Here is a 25,395-nt window from a genome sequence, read left to right as displayed (position 1 = left end):
TCTGTCGCCTGTAAGACTTTTGATAATCTTTTTAGCCAATCGCTCATTAATTTCTCGATGTCTGGGAATTGGTTCTGTTTTTCCAGTATCTGGATTATGGTAAATATCGTGTTTCCCTCCACGTCTAATCAAATAGCAGCCCGCTTGCTCTAATTGTGCAATTAAATCATGTCTTTTCATGCGAGTTCAAACTCTGCAACTCTCTTGATTCCGGGGATTTCTTCAGTAGTAAATGTTTTGTAGAGATCGACCAAGTTTCCGATTAATTCTTCTAAGTCAACACCTTGGGTCCAATGATCTGGAAATTCATTCAAATAGCCCAAGAACATCCCATCTGATTCTTTCCAATATGTATATGGAATCTTCATGGTGAAATCCTCATTCTGCGTTGCTAAAGATATTAAGTTGACCCCTATCATAACTGAATTGCTCCCAAGCCACGATCAGCTTTATTATCAGGGTTGGCAGCGAGATTGCCGCCTTACACTTCGTTAATGCAGCCTACCAAAGCGGCGATCGCCCATTCAGACAGATTTAGGTGTTGGGTGTTGGGTTTCGTTCCGAGGGTTCAATCTACGGACTACGGACTGTTAAATTAGAATATCAAATGTTTGATTATTTAGCCAACGATAAACACTAAAATCTCGCCTATCTGTGGTTAATATTCTGTTCTCCTTAATTGTTTCAGCTAACACTACTAACGAAGCATCGGCTAAGTCCATTGGCAAATCTCTATATTTTTGCATCAGTTCTTCAATGGGTTGGCAGTGCTTAGTTTTGAGGTTGAATACCTGTAGTTCTCCTGTGGAGATTTTATGAATAAAGGTTTTTGGGACATCTATTCCCACTCGTTTTTGTAGTAAGTAGCAAGTTTCAGTAACAACGCACCAGGTTGTAATAAATTGTTGATTGATTAATTTTTGGAATTGTTTTTTTGCTAATGGGTGAAGTGAGTCGTTTTTATTAGCAATGGCCAGCCAGAAACCAGTATCAACAATGATCATATTTTTGCTTAAGTTCACTTGTTAAATAGGTTTTATAGTTTTGCGAAAGGTCTGGTTCAGCTTCTATACAACCGATAAAGTCAGACCAATCTTCTGTTCCCTGCTCTTTCATTTCCTGTGGGTTGGGAGAATATCGTTTTTTGAGAATACCTACAAGTTCAAGAATAGTCTGTTGTGCGTCGAGGGGAAGGGACGCAATATCTTCTTCAATTGTTTCTAGGTTTATCATTGTCATTGTTTAAATGCGCGACAGCTTATTCTCATTGTAGCAAATTACTGAAACAATTAGGCTGAAACTAATTCAAATTTAACCTTGATTTTTAGGGCTGTAGCGATGAGATTTAGCAACAAAAAAGAGTTTCCTTCATAGTCAGCATTTTCTAAGGCTTCAATAATAGATTCATCAGTATTAATTAATTCTGCTAAAGCTTTTGTTGAAAGATGATGTGTTTCCTTAATCTTAAATATTTTTCTGGCTACTTCGTCATCAATACGAGCCTTTTCTAATTCTAATTGACGTTCTGGATTATTAGCATAATAACGTTGGTAAAGAATTTGTAAGCCATCGGCTGTCGTTTGGTGTGTATTCATATCAACTCCTGAAAATAGGTGTGTAATTCGGGATTTTTTTCAAATTTAGCTTTGTTTTTAATTGCTTGCTCGATTTCCAGTGGTAGAACTTCTTTTTCTTTAATTATACCATGAGAAATGACCACAGCTTTGTTTTTATAAAAGAAATAAAGAATTCTATAATTTATTCCTTTAAAATTAACTCTCAGTTCATAAATTTTGTCCCGCAAAAAGTCTGCTTCTGGTCTGCGTAATTCATATCCTAGTTCTGCCAGTCTTTGTAATTTGATAAAGCATTTGTTTTGAGCTTTGCCAGGAAGACTATCAAGCCATTCTATAATTGGTATATTACCTCTTTCATCTTGGTAAAAAATAAGTTGTATTTTTGGCATATTAAAGCTTTTATATATGTGAGTTTTCTAACAAATGATAAATTAAATAGTGTCAAGTATCGAGTTCTGTGAAAAGCTGATGTTTCCGTGAGCAAACCCCCTAAAATTAGACTTGATAAAAGACCTGAGATTGTTATATTCTACAGGTGACAAGCTTTTGCACGAAAGAGCCACGCCCCACGCACCAATTATATCATTCATTCTGCCTGAATATCAAACAGGAACTAGAAACCTGTTACTAGGGAGAGATTGCTAGGGGGGGATATTCGGTAGCAGTTAAATAATCATAATAAAAACCACAGAGGACACAGTAGCGGCTCTTGTCGGGTGCGTTAGTGATAGCGTAACACACCAATTTTCTTAAGATGCTGCGTTACGGCGCGGTAATAGTTTAATTATTAACAAATCTCCTTTAAATACTCGCAAACACGCACCCTACAAGCTACTAACAAGGCTCATTTTGACTCGTTGATTAAGGGCAGTGGCAATTTTTTGTAGCATTATTAGGGGATTGTCTTGATAGTCAGCGTCTTCTAGATCTTCAATAACGGATTGCTCAACATGGATTAGGTCGGCTAGTTGTTGTTGAGTTAATCCAGCATTCATACGAGCGTCATAAATCAATTGTGCGATTTCTGAGTTGAGGGATTCTAGGGCAATTTGTTCTTTGATTGTGGGATCGTCTGCAATCATTTGGTGAATGATTTTTACGGCATCTGTGGTTTTAGGCATTGTTTATTTCTCCTTGATAAGTATGAAGTTCTGGATTTTGTTTAAATTGTGCTTTTCTTTGGATAATTCTCTCGATGTCTTGTGAGGGAACCGCGGAAGTTTTTTTGATAAGAGCATGACCAATAATTGCTATATTTTGACCATGATAAAAATAGAGGATTCGATATTGTATGGTTCCCTGTTTGGCTCTAAGCTCCCAGATCTCATTTCTGAGATAATCAGCAGCAGGACGGCGCAGTTCATGGCCTTGTGCGGCAAGTTGTTCGATTTTGGTTATACATTTGGCAAATCCTTTTTTATCAGTTTTGAGTAATTTCTGAAGCCACTCAACAACGGGTGAGATGCCTTCTGCTTCTTGATAAAAGATGATTTTTGTCTTTGGCACGTTTCTTTTTAAATAGTATGCGATGAAAAATCAATAAATGCAATCAGGTGATGGTGATGGGTATCGAATTGCTGGATAGCTCATAACCTCGTTGAAAAGAATTATGCGATCGCCCTTTGTTTATCTCCTAAATTAAACTTAGAAATTCCGCGATAATAGACATCAACATCGTTAAGTATCGAGTTCTGTGAAAAGCTGATGTTTCCGTGAGCAAACCCCCTAAAATTAGACTTGATAAAAGACCTGAGATTGTTATATTCTACAGGTAACAAGCTTTTGCACGAGAGATCCACAACCCACGCACCAATTATATCATTCATTCTGCCTGAATATCAAACAGGAATTAGAAACCTGTTACTAGGGAGAGATTGCTACGGCGGGATATTCGGTAGCAGTTAAATAATCATAATAAAAACCACTCCAGACACAGTAGCGGCTCTTGTAGGGTGCGTTAGTGATAGCGTAACGCACCAATTTTCTTAAGATGGTGCGTTACGGCGCAATCATAATTTAATTATTAACAAATTTCCTTTAAGTACTCGCAAACACGCACCCTACAAGCTATCAAAAGAGTCAGGCTTATCCAAAGAATGGACGATTTTATGGATTGGATTAGGGAAAAAATCTATAAACTTCTCTTCTGTGTAAGAATCGACTAAAGATCAGTTCATCGTTAATAATTGCAACACCAATGCGATAATCTCCTATTTTGATACGATAAAAACCCTGATAACCTTTAAGCTTTTTGAGGTTTTTTATATCATCCAGTGTTTGAGCTAATTTGCATTCATTGACAACAGTTTTGATCTCAGATAATAGTTTTTGATCTTTAATTTTTCTTAAGTCTTTGGAAAATTTAGCTACAAATTGAATTTTCATTCAGCTTCTCCATTGAGAATAGCAAAAACTTCTTCTTCTGGAACAAATTCACCATTTAATCCTTCCATAATAGCATTAGCTAAACCAATATCTTCTAAGGCTTCGATAACAATTTCATAAAATAGTTCCCGTTTGTTTTGCATCATTTCAATGAGGATTTCGGTTAGGATTTCTTTGGTTTTTTCTTCGGTAATGATCGATGACATTGCGGTTAGTCCTTTGAATTATGAATTATGAATGGGGAGCGAGGTAACAGGTAACAAGCCAGAAAATCGGCGTACTTCATGACTTTGAATACCGCTATATATATTACAGGTTACAGTAACCCACCATGTCAAGTTGGCTGGTGCGTTACATTAATATTAACGCACCTTACGAGATCGGTGATCGCTGCTTGTTTGAGTTGATCGATGAGAGCATTATCATTCACAGATTCACTATGTAATAAAACTAGGTTCGTTGTCGAGGCTCTAGCCCGATTTTCCCCAGAAGTTGGCGAATTCAGCGCAACTACGAACCTTAACTTAACCTACAGATTACTACCTCAATTTTTTCAAAAAAATCGACCCGCCGCTAGGCGGGAAAAAGAGAAAAATTGAAAAAAGTAAAAAAGGGTAAAAAGGGAAAAAAAGGGGAAAAGGGTTACAGAGTCCTCCCAGCACCGCTCACCACCCGAAAACCGTTGTTGATGGTGTCGTCGCTGTCGCGGCGGTAGTAGGGGTTGCGGTAAGCGGAACGGCAGTCATAAGGAAAGTTGAACCAAGAACCGCCCCGCAGTATTCGATCATCATTATCATTTGTCAGCCAAGCACTGCCATCCCTTGGTGCATTCTCATAGTTATAGTGCCAATTGTCTTCGCACCACTCCCAAACATTGCCACTCATGTCATAAAGCCCCCAAGCATTTGGCTTTTTCTGACCAACAGGATGAGTTGTATACTGAGAATTTCCGTCATACCAAGCATAATCTCCTAACTGATTGGCATGATCACCAAAATAAAAGCGAGTGGTTGTCCCTGCACGACAGGCATATTCCCATTCCGCTTCTGTGGGGAGGCGATAGGTTTTTCCTGTTATTTGACTCAATTTTTGGCAAAAGGCTTGAGCATCATTCCAACTAACATTTTCTACCGGATTTTGGGGATTGTTTTGAAACTGAGAGGGATTTTTTCCCATTACTGCTTCATATTGTGCCTGAGTCACCGGATATTTGCCAATCGCAAAACTGTTTACTTTAACTAGATGTTGAGGCTTTTCAGACTTGTCAGCATTAAAATCACTGTCAGGAGATCCCATGAGAAATTGACCTGCTGGTAAGCCTACCATCTCCAGTGTTACTCCCTTGGGTAGTTTCTCTGTAAATGGAGTTAGATTTATCGGTTGAGGACGAAATTGAGTAATAGACTGACATGAAGAAACAACACTAGTGACACTCCCGGCTGTAACTAACCCCAACTGTTTTAAAACTTTACGGCGCGACCATCTTTTTGACATTTTTTCAAGCCTCCTAAATTTTTGAAGTAGGTGAACTATGGGAATCTTAAGAATTAGTAAAGTGTAGGGTGGATTAGGCGGTTACAAATCCGGTCAAAAAAGCAAAATTAACAATCCGCCGTAACGCATCAATTCTATCATTAATTCTACCTGAATATCAAACAGCAACTAGAAGCCTGTTCCCCGGCAGTGGAAGCTAGGGGTTGCTAACAGGGGGAACAGTGATGACAAAGCGGATAACAGTTCCGATAACTGCTGTTGCCAAGATGGTGATTAATGCCCAAATTTGGGCTTTCTGGGAGCCTTTAATCTCTTTTAAATCACCTTGTAAGGTGTTGAATTCTCCCTGTAATGCCTTGAGATCTCCCTTGACTTCGGCCTCGAATCTGACTTGAACAATCTTGATCTCTGTGACATCTTTCTGGAGCGCGTCTAGCTTCTGATTGGTCTCTTTAAGATTCTGATTAATCTGGTCTAGGATTTTTCCTAAATCGGTTTCGATGGTGGGGCCGCTCATGGGTTAGACTCCTAATTAAGTGGTGCTGTCGTTTCTGACTTAGATTTCAGTGTTTGAACAAATTGTAAAACTTTTTGTTGCTTTTCCAGTGTCAGTTCTCGCCATTGTTCAAGTAGTTCTTCTTCTTTACCCATAAATACCTCGCTCTTGAATTATAAATTGTTTGGTTTTGAGCAAGGCTCATTAATAAAAACCACTCCAGACACAGAGGACACAAAGATCATATCATTTTGGGTTTGCGGTGGACGTTGTAGAATAGAGAAAACCTACTACGCTGATAGATACCATGCCCTCTCCTGCTATTACCACGATCATCAAGATGGTTGAGTCTCTGCCTGATGAGCTTCAAGAGCATTTAGTAGAGTACGTTCGAGCTTATATTGCAGAAATTGAAGAAGAAAAACGATGGGATCAGTCTTTTAAACAGACGAAGAATAATCTAGTCGCAGCAGCTCGAAAAGCCAAAGAAGAGATTGCGGCAGGATTGTCCGCACCGATGGATTATGAGCAGCTATGAATTCCGCGACATTGCCTTCATTTTGGCAGAAGTATCGCGACTTGAAACCAGCAGTCAAAGCCGGAGCCAGAAAAGCATATCGGTTATGGGTAGAGAATCCGTTTCATCCGTCGTTACATTTTAAGTGTATTGACAGCGACGAAGATATTTGGTCAGTGCGTGTAACGAAGAGTCATCGAGCTTTGGGAGTGCTGTCAGGGGATACAGTGACCTGGTTTTGGATTGGCAATCATGATGAGTACGAAAAGTTTTATTCGTAAAACACAGGAACTACAAGCCTATTCCACCATAATGACATTGTTGATTTTCGTTGAGGATGTTGATGGTGATAACTTTAACAATCGTAGGCTGTGTTAGTCGAGCGCCTAACGGACGATAAACTAAATAGCATAGCGACTTTTTCTGGAATTATCAAAGTGAGCAAGCGTAATTTTTTTGGCGAGGAGAGAAGTTTTTTGCGGCAAAAAAACAGAACGTTGCCGGAAATATTCGCCAAAATATTGACGGTAGAGAGGACAACTGACTCGGCAAAACTTACCTTGTCGGTGAATCAGTCCGAGACTTTCTAGGTGAAAAGCGGCAATTAAATCAATTTCTATGTCTTTTTCTACCATCACCACCTTAGCAAAGATAGCCGCTAAATTGCCCTTTAAGTATTGCAGATGCCAAAGTAAACGTTTAAGATGGCCTGCAAAAATATTATTTTCCTCCCCGATAGAAGTAGCCAAAATGCTTTCTAGGGTACAATTACCCCGAGCAAGATAATAGCAAGCAAGACGAATTAAATAGGGATTCCCCCCTAGAAATATCCGTAATTTTTCAGAGTCAAAATTCTGATCTAATCCCTGTCTTTGACTTAATTCTCGTACTTGTGCGCTGGTAAAATTAGGCAATTCGATCGGTAAACCAAGACTAAAAGGAGATTGATAGGTATCTGAGGTTTTATCAAGCTCCTGTGCAGGGGAATAGGCCACAATTAAACGTAATTTTTGCCAGAGAGGTTTGTTTTTGCCTTCCTCGTGCCAGAGGTGCAGAATACTAAAAAATTCTTCCCCTAGCTGTGGATAGGGTAAAAGATATTCAAGATCATCAAAGGCAAGCACTAAAGGGTGATCGAGATGGGAGAGAATATGCTTTTCTAGATAGATTTTACAGTTAATTTTACCCCCTAAGAATTCATCCCAATCCTCTGGGAGATGATTGTCTAAATCTAACTGACGACTAATACTAACACAAAGCCAACGCAGACAGTGATTTAAATCTTGAAAAATTGATCTTTCTGCTAACCGAAAACTGAAATAAAGTGTATGGTATTGCTGTTGTTGTGCATGATTAATAATTCTGGCCATCAGGGAGGTTTTTCCCATTTTTCTGGGTGCGTTAATCCGGATCAGACTACCCCCGCGCAAGACCTCTTGATAACAAGTCTGTTCTAGATTGTTTCTGTTAATATAAAAGGGGGAATCGAGGGGGACTTGTCCCTCTGGTAACTCAGGCAATAGTTGAGGATTAATAGTATCAGTTTCTGGTAAGTTAGGACGATAATAATCGCTATTTTCTAAAGTTAAATTAAAAGCTTGAAAACAATGTTTAAGGGTTTGTTTATCCACTCCCGATTCACAAGCAAATACCTTCATCAGAGTATCTACCCCTAAAAGAGTTTTCTCGCTGAGGACTTCTAGGGTGAAGCGATAACCGCAATTATCCCGATATTCCGCTTCTTGTTTGGCAGTAAGTAATTTTTCTAGTCCCGTGGTGGTGAGGATAACCCCGCGTCTGCGGCGCTGTTTTTCCGGTTTTTCCATGATAGTTTTTCCCTGTCCTGAACTCAAACTCTGCACCTCTAGAGGTTTCGAGTTTCCTATAGACTTCTCCTCAACAGGGAAACAATCAATTCCGTAATTTTACTGGTTTAGCCATTGAGAAGCTAGGGACAATAACCAGAACACTTGTTTTCTTCTCCGTCTGAGTTATTTCTGGGATAGGGATAAATCTTAGCCTACTTGCTGACGATAGCTATTCATTTCTAGGCTATCTTCCCCATAAAGATCCTCAATGTGTTGATGACAGCAATCGATCGCAAATTGATCGAATTCTCCCGGTTCAATTTGATACATTTTGGCAAAAATATCGGGTTGAACACGACAAAATTCTGGTCTCTGGTCATAAATGGTACAGAGACGGGTTTGGCGATCAAAGTTTATACACCAACCATCTTCCCCCACCATGCTGAGATATTGACTTAATTGTGCGGGGGTAAGATATTCTTCTAAGTCAGGACGCTCATCGGGATTTAGTTGACAACAAGCTCCACAATTTTTAATACATTTCCAATTGGCCATATAACCAGTGTGCCGCGATAAATTAATCCTAGCACCTACTGACTAGCTTACTAGCAATTAGTCGCAATTTTGCCTTCCAGCAACAATTCCCCTCAATAGTTTTAATCTCAACCTGCGATCGGGATTAAAAGCTTGACGAGGCAAGGAGCGAATAAAATGGGCGTTGTAAGGGTCGAACTTACGGCATCCTGCTTGTAAGGCAGGCGCTCTACCACTGAGCTAAACGCCCGAATTAATTTCGTACTTTCTCAGCATAACACATATTTTCAAAAAAGTATATTATTTTTTTGAGCGAGTTAATTTTTTTCCGATGCCCTCTGGTCGAACTCACGATCGCATTACCCTAATTCTGCTGCCACCGATTGCGGGGGCGAGTTTTTTGGTCAGTGGCAGTGGTAAATTAACCCTGTTACTCTTGGCCAGTTATTTGTTTAGCGGATTCCTGTTTGGACCAGATCTGGACATCCACTCGGTACAGTACAAACGTTGGGGTTATCTGCGCTGGTTGTGGCTACCCTATCGTTCTATGATCCGTCATCGCGGTTGGTTATCCCACGGTTTATTGATCGGCACGGTCTTTCGGTTATTTTATCTGGGTAGTTTTCTTTTACTAGCGGCGATCATCATCATTCCCATCCTGCAAAGTTTCTGGGGTATAGACTGGGATTGGCGACTGTGGCCGCAGCAAGCGATCGCATTATGGCAACAGTATCCCCGGGTAGCGATCGCTATTTTCCTGGGTTTAGAATTAGGGGCGATGAGTCATAGTTGTAGTGATTGGATCGGATCTGCCTATAAACGTTCTCGAAAAGTGGCTCAAAAACCGGTAAAAAAGAAAAAACGTTAATAGTCCCCGTCCACAATTTCTAATTAGCCTTACTTTGATATTCTTGCCAAGTTTTCGGACTGATAAAGAGAGTTCCTTTTTCTTGCTGATCGGGAAACTGGATATAATTTTTCTCTAAATAATCCTTGAGTTTTGGTGATTGCAGAAATTGCTTTTCAAATCGATAGAGGAAAACTAAATCCGGCTGTCTTTTTTCGATGACTTCTAGGATAAAATCTCCATCAAGATTCTGATTGATAAATCTCTTTCTGGTGATGACAGCAGTTTCTGGGGGTGTTTTCAAGAAATATTGATATATGTAGTGAGGATTGTCGGTTAACAGGAGTTTATCGGAGTTTTTAAATTTTTCAAACACAGCTTCTGCTAAAAGAGGTTTATACTTTTTGTTAAATTGAACGTAGGCATTAATTGCAGGATCACGATTGGTAATTATTCTCAAGGTATTAAAGAGAAATTGACCAGAAAGGGAGAGAAAAATCAGCATTTTGAGAACTAATTCCTGGGTTATTTTTCGATTTTGCCTAAATTCTCCGAGGCTATCAGTAATTTTTAACTGTTCGACAAACAAGGCAATTATCCAAACGGCGGGAATAATTAAATGGATATAGTAATAGGGCCAAATTGGCGCGACTGTGGCAAATCTAAATAGATTAGAACCCAACCATATCAAGGGCGGTAAAAGTGCTATTATGTTGCGGGTAAAAACCATCGCTATAATAGCGATCGCTGTGACGATCAGATAAATTGGTTCGTGTTGTAGGGCGCTTTGTAAGAGAGTCCATAAGGTGAGATTTTCTTCACCGAAACTAGCTGCAACACTGACATGAGATTTAATAATATTTTCGTAGGAAAAAGGAAAAATAGTCAGGGAACCCAAGACAAAGACTAAAACAATAGCCCCTGACCAAATAACAATATCAATGATTCTTTTAATAAAACTATTCTGTTGATTGAGAAAAATAATTAAAGCTACAGTTGGGATAATAGTAATGCCCGAAAGTTTAATTTGCAGGGAAAAAACGAAAGCAATGGCACTGAGTAAATACAGCCCATACTTAAGCTTCCCCGTGGATTGAACGGCTTTAAAGATAATAAAAATACTTAAGATTGTAAAAAAAAGTGCGGGTAACTCCCGCAACATTGTCGTTGATAGGGTAATATACACTAGACAGGTTGAGAGAATAAATACCGACAAACAAGAGGCCAATATTCCGCAATTAACTCTCAGAATTAGATAAAAAATCCCTAACATAATTGTGGATAAACAAAGCACCATAATTCGCGCGGCATAGAGAGTAAATCCTGTCACGCTTAACCAACTATTTAGTAAAAGAGATAAACCCGATAAATGATCGTGCCAAACTTGTTCGTAGAGACGATAACCTTGTTTAGTGACGTAGGCAAGTACCATGGCCACCGCTTCATCAAAATTAAGGATATAGGGATAATGAAGCGGGACTTTCCAGAAAACGATTCCTAGGAAAAAAACTGCAATGGCAATTAATGCCATTAAATCAAAACGATAAGATTTCTTATTCATAACTTTTTCTGGACAAGAATTGCTGCGTATCTTATCACAGATCGAGACATCAGTTATGGATTAAAAAAGATACAAAAATTACTTTTCGGAACTACGCCCTAAATCTTTAGAACGTTGATAGGCCGCCACTACTGCCTCGATAATAGTCGATCGAAAAGAGCCTTTTTCTAATTGTCTCACCCCAGCAATCGTGGTTCCCCCCGGGCTAGTGACGCGATCCTTTAATTCCCCCGGATGTATGGCCGATTCTTTTAACAGGGTTGCCGTCCCTAAAACTGTTTCTATGGCCAATTGAGACGCAATTGATCGCGGTAATCCGGCCGCCACACCACCATCGCTTAAAGCTTCCACCATCAAGGCCACAAATGCCGGGCCCGATCCCGATAATCCCGTTACCGCGTCCATCAAAGCCTCGGGAACTTCCACCACCGAACCGACCGCAGCAAAAATATCTCTAGCTACGGCCAGATGTTCCGGTTCCGCATGACGACCGGCCGCCATCGCTGTAACCCCTTGTCCCACCGTGGCGGGGGTATTAGGCATCGTCCGGATGACGGGCCGATCGGGAAAGCCCATTTCTAGGCGATTGAGGGTAACTCCCGCTAAAATCGAGATAATTAGGGGTTTTTCGGGTATTCCCAGCAAGCTATTGACTACTTGCTCTAAAATTTGCGGTTTTACCGCTAAGATTAACACCTCGGTTGCTCTGGCGGCTTCCCGGTTATCCTCACTGACTTGTACTCCGTAGGTATTCACCCAAAAGTTGCGCCGTTGGGATTGGGGTTCACTAACCAACACCGCTTCCGGACTATAAATATTTTTTTTTAATAAACGGCTGAGAATGGCCTCGGCCATCACTCCACCGCCAATAATTCCTAAACGAATAGACACAGTATTTTTTAAAGTAAAAAGTAAAAAAGAGAGATTTAGCTATCCTACCAAGAAAAAACGCATCCTCTCGATAAATCGATCGATTTCTAGCTTCGACAAACCTGACGAGAGGACTATGGCAGGATTCATTGAGCTAATCGACTGCTTTCGGCTCCCCAAGCAGGTGCGGAGGAAACGGGACGAGCCATTTTCGGGTTATCAGCGATATCGTGAATAGTTCCGGAAAGGGTGCTAACTTTAACGCAGCTGGGGGTAAATAGGAAAATACTCTCACCGATGCGTTCTTGATGACCATCAATTGCATAAGTGCCACCGGCGACAAAATCCACGGCTCTTTGTGCTTCTTCGGGATCCATGACGTTGAGATTTAAAACCACCGATTTGCGTTCTCTCAGGGTTTGGATAACTTGGGGCATTTCCTCGAAGGAATGGGGCTCGATCACGACTACTTCTGCATTATTGTTGTTAATACCTGGCATACCGATCACGTTGCTTCTGTTGAGTCCCATAGATGTGGCTGTATTGAGATTTAAAGGTTCGCGTTGACGACGATTAAGGGGTTCTTCTTCTTCGTTTTGATCCTTCTCTTGGGGGGAAAACTGTTCCCAATTCATTTCTTCGTAGTCGGTTTCATCTTCGTCTTCTGGTTGTTCGGAGATACCGACAAAATCTTTGAGCTTGGTAAAAATGTTGTTCACAGTCTAATGTCCTTCAAAAGATTTTTTTGGGTGGTCTTGTCTAGAGTCGGGGTTATTTATTGGCCTTTAACAATTCTTGCTCTCATTTGGTACAGGGGAACTATTTTGTTAAGGGTTCGTCATTTTAGTCGTCTGGAGGCAGCGGTTAGTTCCCTCTTTTCAGTTATCAGGTATCAGGGGGAATAGTTTTCAGGGATTGGGAAAAAGTCCATTCCCCATTTCTAACCACCAGTTTCTAGACTGAACGTTGTAATTTTAAGATATATTGTCACGGATTATTAAATTTTCTAGAGGTTTTTTCTGTAAATTTACGCCGATGGTTCAGTAAATGCGATCACCAAAAATACCAGTTCCCACCCGGATCAAAGTGGCTCCGGCCTTGACGGCCAGGGGATAATCGTTAGACATCCCCATGGATAGATGGGGCAGGCATAAACTAGAGCTATTCTCGATTATTTGGGCTAAATCGCTGGTTTTTTCAAAGGCGGCTAACTTTTCCTCAGCCGATAATCCCTGGGGCAGAATTGTCATCAAACCTTGAATTTTTAGCTGTTGACAGTTGACTAAATCGGGAAGAGCTGCTAAGAGTTCGGCCTTGTCCCAACCGAACTTATCGGGATCGGGGACAACTTTCACCTGTAGCAAAACTTGGGGATTAATCTCTAATTCCCCGGCCAGGCGATCGAGTCTTTGGGCTAATTTTAAACTATCGAGGGAATGGATTAAATCAAAAGATTCTAGGACTTTGCGGGCTTTATTTGCCTGTAGATGCCCGATAAAGTGCCAAGAAATATCTGGGAGGTCTTTTAGTTCTTGCTGCTTCGAGATTGCTTCCTGTAGCTTACTTTCGGCAAAATCTCTCACTCCTGCTCGGTAAGCTTGACGGATATAATCGCTCGATACCTGTTTACTGACGGCAATCAGACGCGTGCCGGGGGGTAGGGTAAGACGGATGGACTCGATACGACTAGCGATCGTCATGAACTAGACTGAAAAGGTTTGTTGATAAGTTTGGTTGAGACTGTTAAATTCTTGCACATTACTGCCCCGGCGCAAATTTCGCAGCCGGTTTTCCACTAAAAGACGAGCATCGGAACGACTAATCGGATCGAACGAGACTTTTTTTGGTCCCACCGTCACCAGAAAAAAAAGACGTTGGGCATAAAGAGTGGTGAATAATTCCCGATGTTCTTCTAATAGACACACTCTGTATAATAGACCGAAAGTGGGATGATTGAGATAGGTTTCGTTACTCATTCAAGCGATCGCTAAAGGAAAAGGATTGAGCGAACTAGAAAATTTTTCCACAAAAAAATCAAGCGGATGGCTCAAAAACAATTGATTTTTCGGGTGTTTCCCCTAGCCTGATTTTACCAGAATCCTTCAACGACAACTAACGATGCCAGTCTATGTCATGATTTCCTGAGTTTTCACTTTTTCCCTGTTAACGTGGATACATTTCGGTGACAAGTTGTCACCACCAGAAATTAGCTCGGCTGCAAAAATCAAAGATTTTCCCTTAGCTGAGGAGACTAGGAGACAAGAGGATAAAAAAGACAATGGACAAGTATAATACCCATAAAAGCTAAGATTATCTCAAATTTATCTGGTTTTTTAGAAATTTTAACCCAATAGCGGCGATCGGTGAACTGAAAACTCACATCTGATCACTGATCACTGATAACTGATCACTGAATCGCTGATCAAATGCCCTAAGCTTGTATTAAGCCTTTTTTAACTTCAAATTCCTTTAACCTCAATCAATATGGATTTTTCTAGTCTTGTTGCCAGTCAGCTAAACGCCGGCGTTATCTGGCCCGAAGGAATCCTGATTATTACCCTGATGGTGATTTTAATCGGCGATTTAATCGTGGGACGGAGTGCCAGAAGTTGGCTGCCCTACGTTGCGATCGCTGGTCTGCTCGCTGCTGTGGTTGCTCTCTATTTTGCCTGGGACAATCCGAAACCAGTGGCCTTTTTAGGGGCTTTTGAGGGCGATAATCTCAGTATCGTCTTTAGGGCGATTATTGCTCTTTCTACCGCCTCCACAGTGCTGATGTCTATCCGTTATGTGGAACAAGCGGGAACCTCCCTAGCGGAATTCTTGGCCATTATGCTCACCGCAACCCTCGGGGGAATGTTCCTATCTGGCTCTAGTGAATTGGTGATGATCTTCATCTCCCTAGAAATGCTCAGTATTTCCTCCTATCTAATGACCGGTTACATGAAGCGGGATCCTCGATCGAACGAGGCTGCTTTAAAATACCTGTTAATTGGAGCTTCTAGTTCGGCGATTTTCCTCTATGGTGTTTCCCTTCTCTACGGTTTATCCGGAGGTGAAACCAGTTTAAGTGCCATTGCCCAAAAATTAACCGATGTTAACGGTGGTCAGTCCTTGGCCTTGGCGATCGCATTAGTTTTTGTGATTGCCGGTATCGCCTTCAAAATTTCGGCGGTTCCCTTTCACCAGTGGACCCCTGATGTGTACGAAGGTTCACCCACTCCCGTGGTCGCTTTCCTCTCGGTGGGTTCCAAAGCGGCGGGTTTTGCCCTAGCAATTCGCCTATTAGTGACGGTTTTCGGTCTAGTGAGCGAACAATGGCGGTTTATCTTTATCGCTCTAGCAATTTTGAGCATGATCCTCGGCAACGTGGTCGCCTTAGCCCAAACTAGCATGAAACGGATGTTAGCCTATTCCTCGATCGGTCAGGCGGGTTTTGTCATGATTGGTTTAACCGCCGGTACTGACGCGGGTTACTCTAGCATGATTTTCTATCTGTTAATTTACCTGTTCATGAACCTAGGGGCTTTTGCCTGTGTGATTCTCTTTGCTCTCAGAACTGGAACCGATCAGATCGCTGAGTATTCGGGACTCTACCAGAAAGATCCGCTGCTAACCCTCTGTTTAAGCATCTGTCTCCTCTCTTTGGGGGGAATTCCACCTCTAGCGGGCTTCTTTGGTAAGATTTATCTATTCTGGGCCGGTTGGCAAGCGGGACTTTATGCCCTCGTCCTCGTTGGTTTAGTCACCAGTGTGGCCTCGATTTACTACTATATCCGTGTGGTCAAAATGATGGTGGTCAAGGAACCCCAAGAGATGTCCGATGCGGTGAAAAATTACCCCGTTATCAATTGGACTCTTACCGGGATGCGTCCCCTACAGGTGGGTATTGTCCTCTCCCTAGTGGCGACTTCCCTGGCCGGTATCCTCTCCAATCCTCTCTTTACCCTAGCGACGGATTCCGTCACCACTACCCCCATCCTACAATCGGCGGCCCTGGCGACGCACATTTCCCGGGCGAATTGAGAATCCCTGTTGATTTATCCCAAGTATCCTAGTCCTGTCTTAAGGTTGGGATAAATCAACCACCTTATACCAAATCCGTTTTTAATAATGTGATTAACTCTCAATTTGTTCTAAAATAGACGCTAAAATATCTGTGGTTAATCCTTTAGCTTCTGCTTCATCACTAGCTTGATCCATAATTGGTGATAATCTTGCCGCTGCTTTTTGACGATATTTTTCTAATTCTAATTGAATAGTTTCAGTTAATTTGTTTTCTATGTTCCCTCGGTCATTGGGTTTAATTTTAGCGTAATATCTAGCAATTTCTAAAGGAACTTGAATAGTGATTTCTGTATTGCTATTCATGGTAAGTAGCTGGTTATAATTAAATTAAAAATCGATTTTAGGTTCGATCCCCCCTGCCCCCCTTGATAAGGGGGGTGTCTGATAATTTTTAACGCCTACCTACTTAATTGATTTTTTTTTTACTTTTAATAGACCTCTATTGTAGCACGAAATCACCATACTCATTGAATTTGACGATATTGATGTAAAAGTTGCCATTGGATCAAAAAAATCAATGAATAGGGCTTGCTGAAAAAGTACGGGCGAAGCATTCGGATAGAAAATCTACGGTTTCACCGATAGGTTATTGCCCGAATGCTTCGCCCCTACAGGACGCGGGCCGATGAAGACGCAAGGTTTTGAACCACGATTCTCTCAAAATCTTGCACCTGTGAGAGCAAAACAGGACACTAAAACCCTTACCTCGTCTATATTTCACATTTATTCAGCAAACCCTAAATAGAAACATGGACTAAAAATAAACCCCCCTCAACTGGCTAATTGAAGGGGCATTTATTGTATTTTTGGTGAGCAATTTAGCCGACTTTTGGGGTTTCTTTTTCGGCTGATTTGGATGGCTTTAGTTTGCGCTTGAGGGTTGAAGCTGCGCCTAGAGTACCGAGAACTCCAAGACCAAAGAGGGAGGCGGGTTCAGGTACTTGTTGTGCTGTTTGTGCTGTCCCAAAAGTTACGGGTAAAGATACTGAAGCTACAACCTCGGTGAAACCAGGTGAAGCGGTTGAACCTTCAAGATTCACAAGCTGAGAAGTGAAGGGGTCAAGGAAAGTACCGATTTCATACAACCTGTTGCCGAGCGGATTTCCTGAGTTCTGAAACCTTACTTTGGCCCGGTCAAAACCAGAAACGTTTGTATTAAAAGTTAACGTTGAAGATGTGGCATTAACCAAAAATTGCCCTGTTCCGAAAACACCAGAAGTGTTCGCAGCATCTAAAGTAAAAGTGTTACTATTAACCGTCAAGATAAGGTTAACGTTGCTAAAGGGATTGGGAGTACCAGTTGAGTTGATAGTATAGCTACCTATTGGCACATCTACGGTTCCCACTAAAGAAGCGTTATCACTACCATTACTCCAACTGCGGTTAACAGTAAAAGTAACGGCCTTTGCTGCCACAGGAGTGAGCATAGCAGCGAGAGAAGTTGCGCCAGCTAAAGCTAGGGTGGGAATTAATCGGTTTTTAATCATCTTGATTGAGCAAACGGGTGAATAGATGGAACTATCGTCTTCCTCGCAGCTTGGTCAAGCAACACCTTAACCCAACGCCAAAGGCGGACAACAAAACAATACACATTCCCCCCCCACAACTGTATTAAAAGCTACAATTTAATAATTCTTTATATTCTTCTCCCCGACTAGGGACTGATACTAAATTCGTTGAGTATAGGCTACATATCAGGACAGGCAAAAGTGGTAATAGATAATCAGTGTTTAATAACCAGATTTAGTATTAAGTAAGTGGTTATAATTAAATTGATTGTCTTTGATCCCCCCTTAATCCCCCCTTAATCCCCCCTTGAAGGGGGGTGTCTGATGATTTTTAACGCCTACCTACTTAAGACTTGTTCTAAGCTTAACCTGCTTTTTGCTTTACTCAAATTGGCCAAGTAAAAGACTCATTTCGTTAACAACATTCTCACTTGCCTTTAACGCTTCTTTTCTAATTGCTTGAATTTCGGTCATACTTTTTGCGATTCTCTGCTGTTCAGATTTGGGTGGAATAGGCACTAAAACTTTAGACAAATCATCTACTAAAATAGTAGGAATGGCATGACCTGTCATATACCTTTTAATCTGACGCAAAAAAAAGTCTGTTCGCATATATACTAATAAAAACAAAGGCTCGACTCCCTGAATATTTCTTAATACTGAAAATCCATTTGAGCAAATTGCCCCGTCTTCATCTTCTGTGATTAGGGCTGTTGCTTGGCGTGGTGTTCCCGTGCTTGCTCCTGAAATTGCTGTAATAATATCACCTTTGTACAATCTATAAGTTGCACGAGATGGGGCCTCATGTGCCTTGATTATTTGTTGGGAAACAACTTGCATTGTACGGTAATCAACATCGGAAATAGCGATATATCTAATTTCACTATCCCTGGCTAAACGAAAATCAGCTGAATCTCTCAAAATATCGGCAATTTCACCTAAAGGTTTCGCTCCAATAGATTTCAGATGTTCTAATAATTTTTGGTCATTGGGTAAATAATGTTCGGCATCCAGTCTCGAATTGAGCAGTGTGTTTTTAACTGTATAAATACAATCGCTGTTTTGTGCAAATTCGCCATTGATAAATGACCTAAAAGAGTGAGAAATATCATCTATATCATCGTCAACTATTGGCAAACCTGATTTTGTTCGGGCTATAACTCCCGACTCGTTGCGCTTATATATTGTTTGTCCTTTAACGTCATAGCCTATTTTTTTGATTTGTGCCATAAAACAAGAATCATTGTTTGCTGGTAATTTTTGAACTACTAAAAGTGATGTCTTGATTCCTGTACCGTATGGCACGAATGCTTCCGACGGTATGGAAACAACCCCTAATATTTTTGTTTGGGAGCGCAACCAATACCGAATCGGTCCATTAGAGATATTTTGTAATAAACCATCGGGCAGAATAATCGCCATGCGCCCACCTACCCGCAATAATTTTATAGATTTCTCAATAAATAAAATATCGGGCGACTGACCCGCTAAAATGGTTGGGGAAACTTCCCAACTATTGGACGCTGATTTATGCCATTTCCGGGCAAGAAGATATGATTTAAGAATTGTCTGGTCTTCTACTTTGCCTTTATTTCCGAAAGGAGGATTGGTCAAGATAACATCAAAAGAATTATTTAATTTTTCATCTTCGATAAGCGCATTAGTGCAGATAATTTCTGCACCTGTGCCACCTTCAAAAACTAAACGAATCATTCCGGAAAGGGCGACATCGGGATTAAATTCAATTCCTGTAATACTTTCTTGCACAAAACTTGCTATATTGAACTCTGGATTATTTTGTCGAACATGGTTGATTGCTTGAATTAAAAAACCACCACTTCCGCAAGCAGGATCTATAATTTTTTCGTTTGGTTTGGGGTCTATCATTTCAACCGCAAGGCGGACAATTGGATGAGGGGTAAAAAATTCTCCCCTATCTCCACGCTGGTGTCTATTTACAAAAGTCTGGAAGGCTTCCCCTTTTATATCCCCAGATGTTTTAGTTAAATTAATGTACTGTAACCTGCCTACAATATAAGCAAGAGTCAAAGGTTTTAACTTGAATGTGTCATCGGTGAAAAATCCCCGATAATGATTCTTGATGGAGGTAAATAATTGACTAAGACGCGACATAAATTCATCGGACTTATTGGCGACGATGGCTTTATATTCACTTGCTGTAACGCCAAAATTTACAGATTGCTTGGCAGATTTTTCATCATGAAGTTTGATGATGATTAGTTTAACCATCTCGTGAAAAATCTTGTCTTTGAGCATTCCTTCGTTGGCGTAAATATAATTATGGCACTCTTCAAAAACTGCTGCAAGATTGTTAGAAGGTCTTAATTCCTGAATTTGGGGGAGTTTTTCAGGTAAAAGGCTGTCTTCAGAAAATAACAATCCTTGCTCTTTCATTTTTCCAGTTTGATTTGACCGTTTTCCGTTGCGAGTTGTTGAATAGATAAACTATTTTTAGCCTCGACTGCATTCCTAGCAAACCAGTCTTTTAGTGGACAGAGATCATCGCCATCTTGATTAAACAAGAACTTGCTCCTGTAGCTAATTATAGAATATAAATTAGAGTATGTCAAGAGATAAAAAATTCAGTTTAATGTTAACCAAAGTGAGTAAAAAAAGCTTAGAGATTGTTTATGACAGAAATTCGGAGCATCTTTCAATTTGACAAAGCCAAGTGTAGGGCTAATTCCAGAATTAGCGCCAATTGTAGGGCTAATTCATGAATTAGCCCTACAGCTATTGACAACGCCAAATTCAACCTTTTGATCAGGTGGAAGCGCTCACCTGATTTATTTTTAGCTAAACATTAAAACGGAATAGTAAAACATCACCCTCTTGAACAATGTATTCCTTGCCTTCACTTCTGACTAAACCTTTTTCTTTGGCTGCGCTCATCGTGCCACTATTAACTAAATCCTGATAAGACACGGTTTCTGCACGAATAAAACCCCGTTCAAAATCCGAGTGAATAACTCCGGCTGCCTGGGGTGCTTTCATACCGGCAATAATCGTCCATGCGCGGGTTTCTTGGGGACCGGTGGTGAGATAGGTACGCAGTCCTAATAACTCGTAGGTAGCTTGAATTAAAGATTTTAATCCCCCTTCTTCTACTCCTAAAGAACCAAGAAAATCTTTTCTTTCTTCCTCCGACAATTCCACTAATTCCGATTCCACTTGAGCAGAAACGATCACAACTTTGGCCTGTTCCTGTTGGGCAATTTGACGGACACTTTCTACCCAATCATTACCCGTGGCCAGATCATCTTCGCTAACATTAGCGGCATAAATAATCGGTTTCCGACTCAATAAACCGAGATTTTTAATTAATTCTTCTTCCTCTTTGTTTAAATCCACTTTTCGCGCCGAAATACCGTCATTAAGACAAATTAGGATTTTTTCAAGGATAGCTAATTCTTCGGCGGCTTCCTTGCTATTTTTCGCCTGCTTGCGTAAACGTTCCACCCGCTTCTCCACCTGTCCCAAATCCGCCAGAGCTAACTCTAGATTAATCACCTCGATATCCCGGGCCGGATCCACAGAACCGGAAACATGAATAATATCATCATTATCAAAACAGCGCACCACATGAACGATCGCGTCCACTTCCCGGATATTCGCCAAAAATTGATTACCCAATCCTTCCCCGCGACTCGCACCCTTGACTAATCCGGCGATATCGACAAATTCAATCCGCGTCGGCACGATTTTCTCAGAATTAGAGATTTTAGCCAAAACCTCCAGACGTTCATCGGGGACGGATACCACACCCACATTCGGTTCAATGGTACAAAAGGGGAAATTAGCGGCCTCGGCCTTGGCATTAGCCACCAGAGCGTTAAATAGGGTGGATTTTCCCACATTTGGCAGTCCCACGATTCCAGCTTTTAACATAAAAATTGCTTGATAAACATCATCCCGACCTCTCACTATATCAGGCTGCCTCTCGTTTTTGTAAATCCAGTTGATGAGAAAAACTCTCGATAGTCAACAGCTTAGTTAACATTTATTCAAGTTCCTTAACTAAAAGTAGGCGAGATTTTACAAGAGATTGCGAGAATGGGATGTAATGCTTGAGACTGAGTTAGGGTGAAGAGTAGGAAAGAATACACCTGTAGCACTGGGCAAAATTATGGCAAGACAGGCCTTTCACTTCTAAATACGTCCTGAGAGTAATTTTCAGTGCTATGACAGTATATTTCCTAGGGCGATCGAGTGTAAATATCGTCCAATCGCCACAACTAATCACTAAATCATTGTTGGGGGTATCTGTATGAATCAAAGTATCGGAGCAAACACCCGTAATGTGGCCCTTGTCGGCCCCTACTCCAGTGGAAAAACCTCCTTACTGGAAAGTTTACTTTTCGTAACAGGAGCGATCACCAGAAAAGGCAAAATCAGCGATCGCAACACCGTCGCTGATAGTTCCACCCAAGCGCGGGATCGACAGATGAGTGTAGAAGTTTCCGTTGCCCATAGTCAATACCAAGACCTAAATTTTACCTTTCTCGATTGCCCCGGTTCGATCGAATTTGCCAGTGAAACCTATAATGCCCTCGTCGGGGCCGGTGCTGCTATTATCGTTTGTGAACCGGTGGTCGATCGAGTTCTCACCCTGGCTCCCTTGCTAAAATTCCTCGATGATTGGGAAATTCCGCATCTAATCTTCATCAACAAGATGGATCGCTGTAATAGTCACTTTAACGAAGTCCTACAAGCTCTCAAATCCGTTTCTAGTCGTCCCCTCGTTCCCCAGCAATATCCTATCCGTCAGAACAACGAAATTATCGGATTCATCGATTTAATCAACGAACAGGCTTATCATTACCATGCTAACAGTCCCGCCGATCCTGTCGCTTTACCCGACCACCTCAAGGAAGAAGAACAGATTGCTCGACAAGAAATGCTGGAAACGATCGCCGAATTTGACGATCATCTTTTAGAAGAACTCCTCGAAGATATTAACCCCTCCCGGGAAGAAATTCTCCAAGACTTAAAACAAGAACTGGGAGCCGATCAGATAGTACCCGTGTTCTTCGGTATGGCGGAACGGGACTATGGTGTGCGTCATCTCCTCACCGCTTTAGTGGAAGAAGCACCGGCCCCGACAATTACCGCCAATCGTCGCGGTCTCGATCCCAGTGCGGATGGGGATGCAGTGGTACAAATCCTCAAAACCTATTTTACTCCCCAGGGCGGTCGCCTCTCCCTAGGGCGAATCTGGCAGGGAACCCTTAACGATGGCATGGCCTTGAACGGTGTGCGGATTGGTGGTATCTATCGTCTCATGGGACAACAACAACAACCCCTACAGCAGGCCCAAGCGGGGGAAATTATCGCTCTCGGTCGTTTGGAGGGAATCGCCACCGGAGACGTGGTTAGCAGCGGCAGTCAAAAACCCGATCTTCCCAGAGGATTACAGCTTAAACCCGTCTTTGCTCTCGCTATTGCCGCCGCAAATCGCAAGGATGAAGTTAAATTAAGTTCAGCTTTGACAAAACTGATCGAAGAAGATCCTTCCCTCTACTGGGAACAACACGGTGATACTAAAGAAGTGATTCTCTGGGGACAGGGAGAAATTCATCTGCAAGTGGCCCTCGATCGCCTAGCGCGCAAGTATAATCTACCGATGACCACCCATTTACCCCAAGTCCCCTACAAGGAAACGATCAAGGCCAGCACCAAATCCCACGGACGTTATAAACACCAAACCGGCGGCCACGGTGCTTTTGGTGATGTGTACCTGGATATTAAACCCCTGGCCCGGGGGGAAGGTTTCCACTTCCATGAAAGCATTGTCGGTGGTGTTGTCCCGAAACAGTATATCCCCGGGGTGGAAACGGGAGTGCGGGAATATCTCGGTCATGGTCCTTTGGGTTTTCCCGTGGTGGATATTGATGTTACTCTCACCGATGGTTCCTATCACAGTGTCGATAGTTCCGAACAAGCTTTTAAACAAGCGGCCCGTCTAGCAATGACGGAGGGACTGCCTAAATGTCATCCGGTCTTATTAGAACCAATTCTATCGGTGACGGTTCTCGCTCCCTCAGAATACACCGCCAAGGTTTTACAGTTAATCAGTGGTAAACGCGGTCAAATTCAGGGTTTTGAAGCTTCTGCGGAGTGGAAAGGTTGGGATCAGGTAACGGCCTATCTACCCCAAGCGGAAATGCACGATTTTATCGTTGATTTGCGTTCTTTGACTATGGGTGTCGGTTTTTTCCAGTGGGATGAGGATCACCTGCAAGAAGTGCCGGATAAACTGCGCGATGCGGTTTTAGCTATGCAAGGTAACGGTAACAAGTAGGCGATTTCGCCTCTGGTGTGGTCTATTGAGAAAAGGGAGGGTCTCCCTCCCTTCCCTGATGGGTTACACAAGAGGTAGAACCTCTGGAAATGCGTTACAAGGGAGACCCTTGCAACGAGGGATTGAAAACTTTTCTGAGTTTTCTTCGGCTATTTATGGATGTCTGAATGATGCCCATCTGAAACATAAAAAAGAACTTGATTTTTTGCTCACTCTCCGATTTCAGAAGTTTAATAAATCTCAGATTATGAACGTCTAAAGTATAGTTCATTCTAGAGCGAAAACAATTAACAAAAATCGCAGCAATGTTTTTCTCTATAGGGGTTTCATCTCTTATAATCCTGTCTGTTGCATAAGACAAACCGAAGAACCATTTTTACGAGGAGTTCCTCTCCGTCTTTTATTAGGGGAATGCCTGGCTCCTGGGGGAATTTAAGGGCTTGTTGGCAGTAGTTGAGAGCGCAATCGCGGTCTTGAGAATTGTCCATCATATTTGAACGTTAAGCGACAGCAAAGCCTGTATAGGGTCTAATTTCAGGGGATTTAAAGGCTAAAATAATCTGGTTTTGAGGGATTCCTGCGGCTACTAATTCATCGGCAATACCATCCTCAGTTCCGTCGTGTTGAATCCAAATTTTTTGATCAATAATATCAATATGTAATAGGGTTCCGTAGATTCGATAACCATTTTGCCAACCTGTTTCAACCAATAAATAGCGATCGCGGGTTTGATCTAGGACTAATTCGATTTGGATTTGGCGATCGGTGTCGAGGAAGTCGGCATAATCTTGGAATGTTTTTTCAATAATTTGCCGATATTGGGCAATTAAGGAATCCATCGTACAATTACCTCCTGGTTGGGATCGAAACTAAATAACTGAATAATACCATCTTCAATTAAGGTTTGACCTGCTTCTTCTTCAAATACTGTTTTGCAGGTGTTTTCGCTAACAGCCAAAAATAGTTTATGTTCGGGATAATAACGCTTTAGGAGATGGGTATAAACGACAAATTGACCAACTGCTTCTTCAAGGTCTTTCATATCAGAAGGACGAGTAAAGCTCTTAACTTCAATGGCTATTTTTTCTGTTCCTTTTTCTGCGGCTAATAGTCTTTCTGCTCCCAAATCAACAAATAGGTTTTTACCTCTTGCTAAACGAATCCGTAGGGGGTCATGGGTAATTGTCCAGCCGTCTTTGATTAGGGCGTGTTTTACACAATCATGGAAAATATCTTTGGCAGGCATTTTCATGCTGTTCTATATAAACTCTATACTTTGCACGGCTACAACTTGCATTTTTTACTCAAGGACAATAATATAGTTTAAGAGTCATAATTAGAAGCAAAGCACTCATTAAAAACATGATTAACCTAGAATTCACGGAAGAAGAAAAGAACTCACTGTATT

General features: G+C 41.5%; 31 protein-coding genes, 1 tRNA gene and 2 pseudogenes. 6 read left to right on the top strand and 28 right to left on the bottom strand.

From position 1 onward, the window contains the following. The 13 genes and pseudogenes from IM509_RS22795 to IM509_RS22735 all read right to left on the bottom strand — a co-directional run. On the bottom strand, positions 1–180 hold a 180-nt coding region (locus tag IM509_RS22795), incomplete at its 3' end, for a type II toxin-antitoxin system HicA family toxin (RefSeq protein WP_012267861.1). After that, a complete protein-coding gene (locus IM509_RS22790) occupies positions 177–368 on the bottom strand; it encodes a hypothetical protein (RefSeq protein ID WP_002796297.1) in 192 nt (63 codons plus the stop codon). The genes IM509_RS22795 and IM509_RS22790, both read right to left, overlap by 4 nt. Positions 369–590: 222 nt before the next feature. Further along, positions 591–1,004, bottom strand: a complete 414-nt coding sequence (locus tag IM509_RS22785; protein ID WP_052275400.1) for a type II toxin-antitoxin system VapC family toxin — start codon at positions 1,002–1,004, stop codon at positions 591–593. Next, positions 991–1,233, bottom strand: coding sequence for a hypothetical protein (locus tag IM509_RS22780; RefSeq protein WP_081417885.1), 243 nt, complete (start codon positions 1,231–1,233; stop codon positions 991–993). Before IM509_RS22780 ends, IM509_RS22785 begins: the two co-directional genes overlap by 14 nt. A gap of 56 nt (positions 1,234–1,289) precedes the next feature. Further along, positions 1,290–1,595, bottom strand: a complete 306-nt coding sequence (locus IM509_RS22775) for a helix-turn-helix domain-containing protein (RefSeq protein WP_002732780.1) — start codon at positions 1,593–1,595, stop codon at positions 1,290–1,292. Beyond that, positions 1,592–1,966, bottom strand: coding sequence for a type II toxin-antitoxin system RelE/ParE family toxin (locus IM509_RS22770; RefSeq protein ID WP_002734817.1), 375 nt, complete (start codon positions 1,964–1,966; stop codon positions 1,592–1,594). Before IM509_RS22770 ends, IM509_RS22775 begins: the two co-directional genes overlap by 4 nt. Before the next feature lie 435 nt (positions 1,967–2,401). Then, positions 2,402–2,698: a helix-turn-helix domain-containing protein gene (locus IM509_RS22765; protein WP_002731911.1), complete on the bottom strand. Its 297-nt coding sequence runs from the start codon at positions 2,696–2,698 to the stop codon at positions 2,402–2,404. Then, the gene (locus IM509_RS22760) at positions 2,691–3,083 is read right to left on the bottom strand and encodes a type II toxin-antitoxin system RelE/ParE family toxin (protein WP_002733919.1); all 393 of its coding nucleotides are present in this window, start codon (positions 3,081–3,083) and stop codon (positions 2,691–2,693) included. The genes IM509_RS22765 and IM509_RS22760 overlap by 8 nt, the downstream gene beginning before the upstream one ends. A 612-nt stretch (positions 3,084–3,695) precedes the next feature. Further along, positions 3,696–3,962 (bottom strand): type II toxin-antitoxin system RelE family toxin, encoded by a 267-nt coding sequence (locus IM509_RS22755; RefSeq protein ID WP_002734670.1) that lies wholly within the window; start codon positions 3,960–3,962, stop codon positions 3,696–3,698. Further along, positions 3,959–4,168, bottom strand: a complete 210-nt coding sequence (locus IM509_RS22750) for a hypothetical protein (protein ID WP_002733138.1) — start codon at positions 4,166–4,168, stop codon at positions 3,959–3,961. The genes IM509_RS22755 and IM509_RS22750 overlap by 4 nt, the downstream gene beginning before the upstream one ends. A gap of 436 nt (positions 4,169–4,604) precedes the next feature. After that, positions 4,605–5,342 (bottom strand): annotated as a pseudogene (locus tag IM509_RS22745) (formylglycine-generating enzyme family protein); the annotation flags it as partial. Between the two features lie 310 nt (positions 5,343–5,652). Next, positions 5,653–5,973 (bottom strand): hemolysin XhlA family protein, encoded by a 321-nt coding sequence (locus IM509_RS22740; protein ID WP_072926669.1) that lies wholly within the window; start codon positions 5,971–5,973, stop codon positions 5,653–5,655. An 11-nt stretch (positions 5,974–5,984) separates the two neighbouring features. Continuing rightward, the gene (locus tag IM509_RS22735; protein WP_002771175.1) at positions 5,985–6,107 is read right to left on the bottom strand and encodes a hypothetical protein; all 123 of its coding nucleotides are present in this window, start codon (positions 6,105–6,107) and stop codon (positions 5,985–5,987) included. Between the two features lie 152 nt (positions 6,108–6,259). Between IM509_RS22735 and IM509_RS22730 the strand changes: the two genes are divergently transcribed. Both IM509_RS22730 and IM509_RS22725 read left to right on the top strand, forming a co-directional pair. Then, positions 6,260–6,490, top strand: a complete 231-nt coding sequence (locus IM509_RS22730) for a hypothetical protein (protein WP_004157508.1) — start codon at positions 6,260–6,262, stop codon at positions 6,488–6,490. After that, complete coding sequence (locus IM509_RS22725; RefSeq protein ID WP_044034239.1) at positions 6,487–6,750, top strand: ParE family toxin-like protein; 264 nt, start codon at positions 6,487–6,489, stop codon at positions 6,748–6,750. The genes IM509_RS22730 and IM509_RS22725 overlap by 4 nt, the downstream gene beginning before the upstream one ends. A gap of 120 nt (positions 6,751–6,870) precedes the next feature. Here IM509_RS22725 and IM509_RS22720 read toward each other — a convergent pair whose 3' ends face one another. The 3 genes from IM509_RS22720 to IM509_RS22710 form a co-directional block, all read right to left on the bottom strand. Next, positions 6,871–8,295, bottom strand: coding sequence for an AAA-like domain-containing protein (locus IM509_RS22720; RefSeq protein WP_072926538.1), 1,425 nt, complete (start codon positions 8,293–8,295; stop codon positions 6,871–6,873). A 189-nt stretch (positions 8,296–8,484) separates the two neighbouring features. After that, complete coding sequence (locus tag IM509_RS22715; RefSeq protein WP_052275395.1) at positions 8,485–8,832, bottom strand: YkgJ family cysteine cluster protein; 348 nt, start codon at positions 8,830–8,832, stop codon at positions 8,485–8,487. A 157-nt stretch (positions 8,833–8,989) separates the two neighbouring features. Beyond that, a tRNA-Val gene (locus IM509_RS22710) sits at positions 8,990–9,061 on the bottom strand. An 81-nt stretch (positions 9,062–9,142) separates the two neighbouring features. Here IM509_RS22710 and IM509_RS22705 point away from each other — a divergent pair. After that, on the top strand, positions 9,143–9,679 hold the full coding sequence (locus IM509_RS22705; protein ID WP_159297718.1) for a metal-binding protein: 537 nt from the start codon (positions 9,143–9,145) through the stop codon (positions 9,677–9,679). A gap of 19 nt (positions 9,680–9,698) precedes the next feature. On the opposite strand, the gene IM509_RS22700 is transcribed toward IM509_RS22705, so the two are convergent. The 5 genes from IM509_RS22700 to pipX all read right to left on the bottom strand — a co-directional run bounded on the left by IM509_RS22700 (position 9,699) and on the right by pipX (position 14,065). Continuing rightward, positions 9,699–11,219, bottom strand: a complete 1,521-nt coding sequence (locus IM509_RS22700; protein ID WP_185236798.1) for an ArnT family glycosyltransferase — start codon at positions 11,217–11,219, stop codon at positions 9,699–9,701. A gap of 78 nt (positions 11,220–11,297) precedes the next feature. Continuing rightward, positions 11,298–12,110 (bottom strand): pyrroline-5-carboxylate reductase, encoded by an 813-nt coding sequence (proC, locus tag IM509_RS22695; RefSeq protein ID WP_052275394.1) that lies wholly within the window; start codon positions 12,108–12,110, stop codon positions 11,298–11,300. A gap of 125 nt (positions 12,111–12,235) precedes the next feature. Further along, positions 12,236–12,808, bottom strand: coding sequence for a cell division protein SepF (locus IM509_RS22690; protein ID WP_002788446.1), 573 nt, complete (start codon positions 12,806–12,808; stop codon positions 12,236–12,238). Positions 12,809–13,129: 321 nt separating this feature from the next. After that, on the bottom strand, positions 13,130–13,789 hold the full coding sequence (locus IM509_RS22685) for a YggS family pyridoxal phosphate-dependent enzyme (RefSeq protein ID WP_052275393.1): 660 nt from the start codon (positions 13,787–13,789) through the stop codon (positions 13,130–13,132). A gap of 3 nt (positions 13,790–13,792) precedes the next feature. After that, positions 13,793–14,065: a transcriptional coactivator PipX gene (pipX, locus tag IM509_RS22680; RefSeq protein WP_002733869.1), complete on the bottom strand. Its 273-nt coding sequence runs from the start codon at positions 14,063–14,065 to the stop codon at positions 13,793–13,795. Between the two features lie 508 nt (positions 14,066–14,573). Here pipX and IM509_RS22675 point away from each other — a divergent pair. Further along, positions 14,574–16,115, top strand: a complete 1,542-nt coding sequence (locus IM509_RS22675) for an NAD(P)H-quinone oxidoreductase subunit N (protein WP_052275392.1) — start codon at positions 14,574–14,576, stop codon at positions 16,113–16,115. 93 nt (positions 16,116–16,208) lie between these two features. Here the strand turns inward: IM509_RS22675 and IM509_RS22670 are convergent, their stop codons facing one another. The 5 genes from IM509_RS22670 to ychF all read right to left on the bottom strand — a co-directional run bounded on the left by IM509_RS22670 (position 16,209) and on the right by ychF (position 21,574). Then, positions 16,209–16,460, bottom strand: a complete 252-nt coding sequence (locus IM509_RS22670) for a hypothetical protein (RefSeq protein WP_185236797.1) — start codon at positions 16,458–16,460, stop codon at positions 16,209–16,211. Positions 16,461–16,975: 515 nt separating this feature from the next. Beyond that, positions 16,976–17,644 carry a PEP-CTERM sorting domain-containing protein gene (locus IM509_RS22665; RefSeq protein WP_185236796.1) on the bottom strand — a complete coding sequence of 223 codons (669 nt, stop codon included), beginning with the start codon at positions 17,642–17,644 and terminating at the stop codon, positions 16,976–16,978. Positions 17,645–18,046: 402 nt separating this feature from the next. After that, on the bottom strand, positions 18,047–20,080 hold the full coding sequence (locus IM509_RS22660; RefSeq protein WP_185236795.1) for an N-6 DNA methylase: 2,034 nt from the start codon (positions 20,078–20,080) through the stop codon (positions 18,047–18,049). Continuing rightward, positions 20,077–20,208, bottom strand: coding sequence for a hypothetical protein (locus IM509_RS22655; RefSeq protein ID WP_260441168.1), 132 nt, complete (start codon positions 20,206–20,208; stop codon positions 20,077–20,079). Before IM509_RS22655 ends, IM509_RS22660 begins: the two co-directional genes overlap by 4 nt. Positions 20,209–20,482: 274 nt before the next feature. Next, positions 20,483–21,574, bottom strand: a complete 1,092-nt coding sequence (ychF, locus tag IM509_RS22650) for a redox-regulated ATPase YchF (RefSeq protein ID WP_185236801.1) — start codon at positions 21,572–21,574, stop codon at positions 20,483–20,485. 379 nt (positions 21,575–21,953) lie between these two features. Between ychF and IM509_RS22645 the strand changes: the two genes are divergently transcribed. After that, complete coding sequence (locus IM509_RS22645; protein ID WP_185236794.1) at positions 21,954–23,987, top strand: elongation factor G; 2,034 nt, start codon at positions 21,954–21,956, stop codon at positions 23,985–23,987. A 121-nt stretch (positions 23,988–24,108) separates the two neighbouring features. Continuing rightward, a pseudogene (locus IM509_RS22640) lies at positions 24,109–24,246 on the top strand (IS630 family transposase); the annotation flags it as partial. A 241-nt stretch (positions 24,247–24,487) separates the two neighbouring features. Here the strand turns inward: IM509_RS22640 and IM509_RS22635 are convergent. Both IM509_RS22635 and IM509_RS22630 read right to left on the bottom strand, forming a co-directional pair. Beyond that, a complete protein-coding gene (locus tag IM509_RS22635; protein WP_002788474.1) occupies positions 24,488–24,826 on the bottom strand; it encodes a XisI protein in 339 nt (112 codons plus the stop codon). After that, positions 24,814–25,233 (bottom strand): XisH family protein, encoded by a 420-nt coding sequence (locus IM509_RS22630; protein WP_002788475.1) that lies wholly within the window; start codon positions 25,231–25,233, stop codon positions 24,814–24,816. The genes IM509_RS22635 and IM509_RS22630 overlap by 13 nt, the downstream gene beginning before the upstream one ends. Positions 25,234–25,395: the final 162 nt, after the last annotated feature.

The organism is Microcystis sp. M31BS1 (assembly GCF_020245285.1).
GTDB classification, from domain to species: Bacteria; Cyanobacteriota; Cyanobacteriia; order Cyanobacteriales; family Microcystaceae; genus Microcystis; species Microcystis panniformis.
Note: the sequence above shows the minus strand (reverse complement) of the source record. Positions and strands in the feature narration are given on the sequence as shown.

Excerpts from the sequence above, each read along its gene's own strand:
- IM509_RS22670 (WP_185236797.1), bottom strand. The coding sequence starts at position 16,460 with ATGAATAGCAATACAGAAATCACTATTCAAGTTCCTTTAGAAATTGCT.
- IM509_RS22770 (WP_002734817.1), bottom strand. The coding sequence starts at position 1,966 with ATGCCAAAAATACAACTTATTTTTTACCAAGATGAAAGAGGTAATATA.
- IM509_RS22685 (WP_052275393.1), bottom strand. The coding sequence starts at position 13,789 with ATGACGATCGCTAGTCGTATCGAGTCCATCCGTCTTACCCTACCCCCC.
- ychF (WP_185236801.1), bottom strand. The coding sequence starts at position 21,574 with ATGTTAAAAGCTGGAATCGTGGGACTGCCAAATGTGGGAAAATCCACC.
- IM509_RS22645 (WP_185236794.1), top strand. The coding sequence starts at position 21,954 with ATGAATCAAAGTATCGGAGCAAACACCCGTAATGTGGCCCTTGTCGGC.
- IM509_RS22700 (WP_185236798.1), bottom strand. The coding sequence starts at position 11,219 with ATGAATAAGAAATCTTATCGTTTTGATTTAATGGCATTAATTGCCATT.
- IM509_RS22675 (WP_052275392.1), top strand. The coding sequence starts at position 14,574 with ATGGATTTTTCTAGTCTTGTTGCCAGTCAGCTAAACGCCGGCGTTATC.
- IM509_RS22775 (WP_002732780.1), bottom strand. The coding sequence starts at position 1,595 with ATGAATACACACCAAACGACAGCCGATGGCTTACAAATTCTTTACCAA.
- IM509_RS22660 (WP_185236795.1), bottom strand. The coding sequence starts at position 20,080 with ATGAAAGAGCAAGGATTGTTATTTTCTGAAGACAGCCTTTTACCTGAA.
- IM509_RS22705 (WP_159297718.1), top strand. The coding sequence starts at position 9,143 with ATGCCCTCTGGTCGAACTCACGATCGCATTACCCTAATTCTGCTGCCA.
- IM509_RS22725 (WP_044034239.1), top strand. The coding sequence starts at position 6,487 with ATGAATTCCGCGACATTGCCTTCATTTTGGCAGAAGTATCGCGACTTG.
- IM509_RS22750 (WP_002733138.1), bottom strand. The coding sequence starts at position 4,168 with ATGTCATCGATCATTACCGAAGAAAAAACCAAAGAAATCCTAACCGAA.
- IM509_RS22735 (WP_002771175.1), bottom strand. The coding sequence starts at position 6,107 with ATGGGTAAAGAAGAAGAACTACTTGAACAATGGCGAGAACTGACACTG.
- IM509_RS22780 (WP_081417885.1), bottom strand. The coding sequence starts at position 1,233 with ATGATAAACCTAGAAACAATTGAAGAAGATATTGCGTCCCTTCCCCTC.
- IM509_RS22730 (WP_004157508.1), top strand. The coding sequence starts at position 6,260 with ATGCCCTCTCCTGCTATTACCACGATCATCAAGATGGTTGAGTCTCTG.
- IM509_RS22755 (WP_002734670.1), bottom strand. The coding sequence starts at position 3,962 with ATGAAAATTCAATTTGTAGCTAAATTTTCCAAAGACTTAAGAAAAATT.
- IM509_RS22790 (WP_002796297.1), bottom strand. The coding sequence starts at position 368 with ATGAAGATTCCATATACATATTGGAAAGAATCAGATGGGATGTTCTTG.
- IM509_RS22715 (WP_052275395.1), bottom strand. The coding sequence starts at position 8,832 with ATGGCCAATTGGAAATGTATTAAAAATTGTGGAGCTTGTTGTCAACTA.
- IM509_RS22630 (WP_002788475.1), bottom strand. The coding sequence starts at position 25,233 with ATGCCTGCCAAAGATATTTTCCATGATTGTGTAAAACACGCCCTAATC.
- IM509_RS22785 (WP_052275400.1), bottom strand. The coding sequence starts at position 1,004 with ATGATCATTGTTGATACTGGTTTCTGGCTGGCCATTGCTAATAAAAAC.
- IM509_RS22720 (WP_072926538.1), bottom strand. The coding sequence starts at position 8,295 with ATGGAAAAACCGGAAAAACAGCGCCGCAGACGCGGGGTTATCCTCACC.
- IM509_RS22740 (WP_072926669.1), bottom strand. The coding sequence starts at position 5,973 with ATGAGCGGCCCCACCATCGAAACCGATTTAGGAAAAATCCTAGACCAG.
- IM509_RS22635 (WP_002788474.1), bottom strand. The coding sequence starts at position 24,826 with ATGGATTCCTTAATTGCCCAATATCGGCAAATTATTGAAAAAACATTC.
- IM509_RS22665 (WP_185236796.1), bottom strand. The coding sequence starts at position 17,644 with ATGATTAAAAACCGATTAATTCCCACCCTAGCTTTAGCTGGCGCAACT.
- IM509_RS22765 (WP_002731911.1), bottom strand. The coding sequence starts at position 2,698 with ATGCCTAAAACCACAGATGCCGTAAAAATCATTCACCAAATGATTGCA.
- pipX (WP_002733869.1), bottom strand. The coding sequence starts at position 14,065 with ATGAGTAACGAAACCTATCTCAATCATCCCACTTTCGGTCTATTATAC.